Origin of the sequence: Streptococcus suis (assembly GCF_002960445.1) — a bacterium.
Taxonomy (GTDB): Bacteria; Bacillota; Bacilli; order Lactobacillales; family Streptococcaceae; genus Streptococcus; species Streptococcus hyiners.
On record NZ_POJD01000417.1, the window covers coordinates 1 to 282 of the forward strand.

Consider the following 282-nt stretch of genomic DNA (forward strand, 5'->3'; position numbering starts at 1 on the left):
TGAGAATTTTTGTAAAAATATCTTTCATGATGAACTCCTTATTGATTCCAAAAGAGACTATTAAGGTCAGTCTGTAAAGCTTTGGCTAGGTTGATACAGAGGTCTAGCGAGGGGTTGTACTTGTTGTTTTCAATCATATTGATGGTCTGCCTGGATACGCCGATAGCCTTGGCCAGATCCAGCTGGGAAATCCCAAGCAATAGGCGATAATCTTTGACACGGTTCATGTGCCCTCCTTTCTATGTCAATTATATCTGACATACTTGGCTAAAAATGAGAGGA

At 40.4% G+C, this 282-nt stretch carries 1 protein-coding gene; it reads right to left on the bottom strand.

Going from position 1 to position 282, the window contains the following annotated elements; translation table 11 throughout:
* Window positions 1–38: 38 nt before the first annotated feature.
* Complete coding sequence (locus C1G53_RS12335) at window positions 39–227, bottom strand: helix-turn-helix transcriptional regulator (RefSeq protein ID WP_012027655.1); 189 nt, start codon at window positions 225–227, stop codon at window positions 39–41.
* Window positions 228–282: the final 55 nt, after the last annotated feature.

Excerpts from the sequence above, each read along its gene's own strand:
- C1G53_RS12335 (WP_012027655.1), bottom strand. The coding sequence starts at position 227 with ATGAACCGTGTCAAAGATTATCGCCTATTGCTTGGGATTTCCCAGCTG.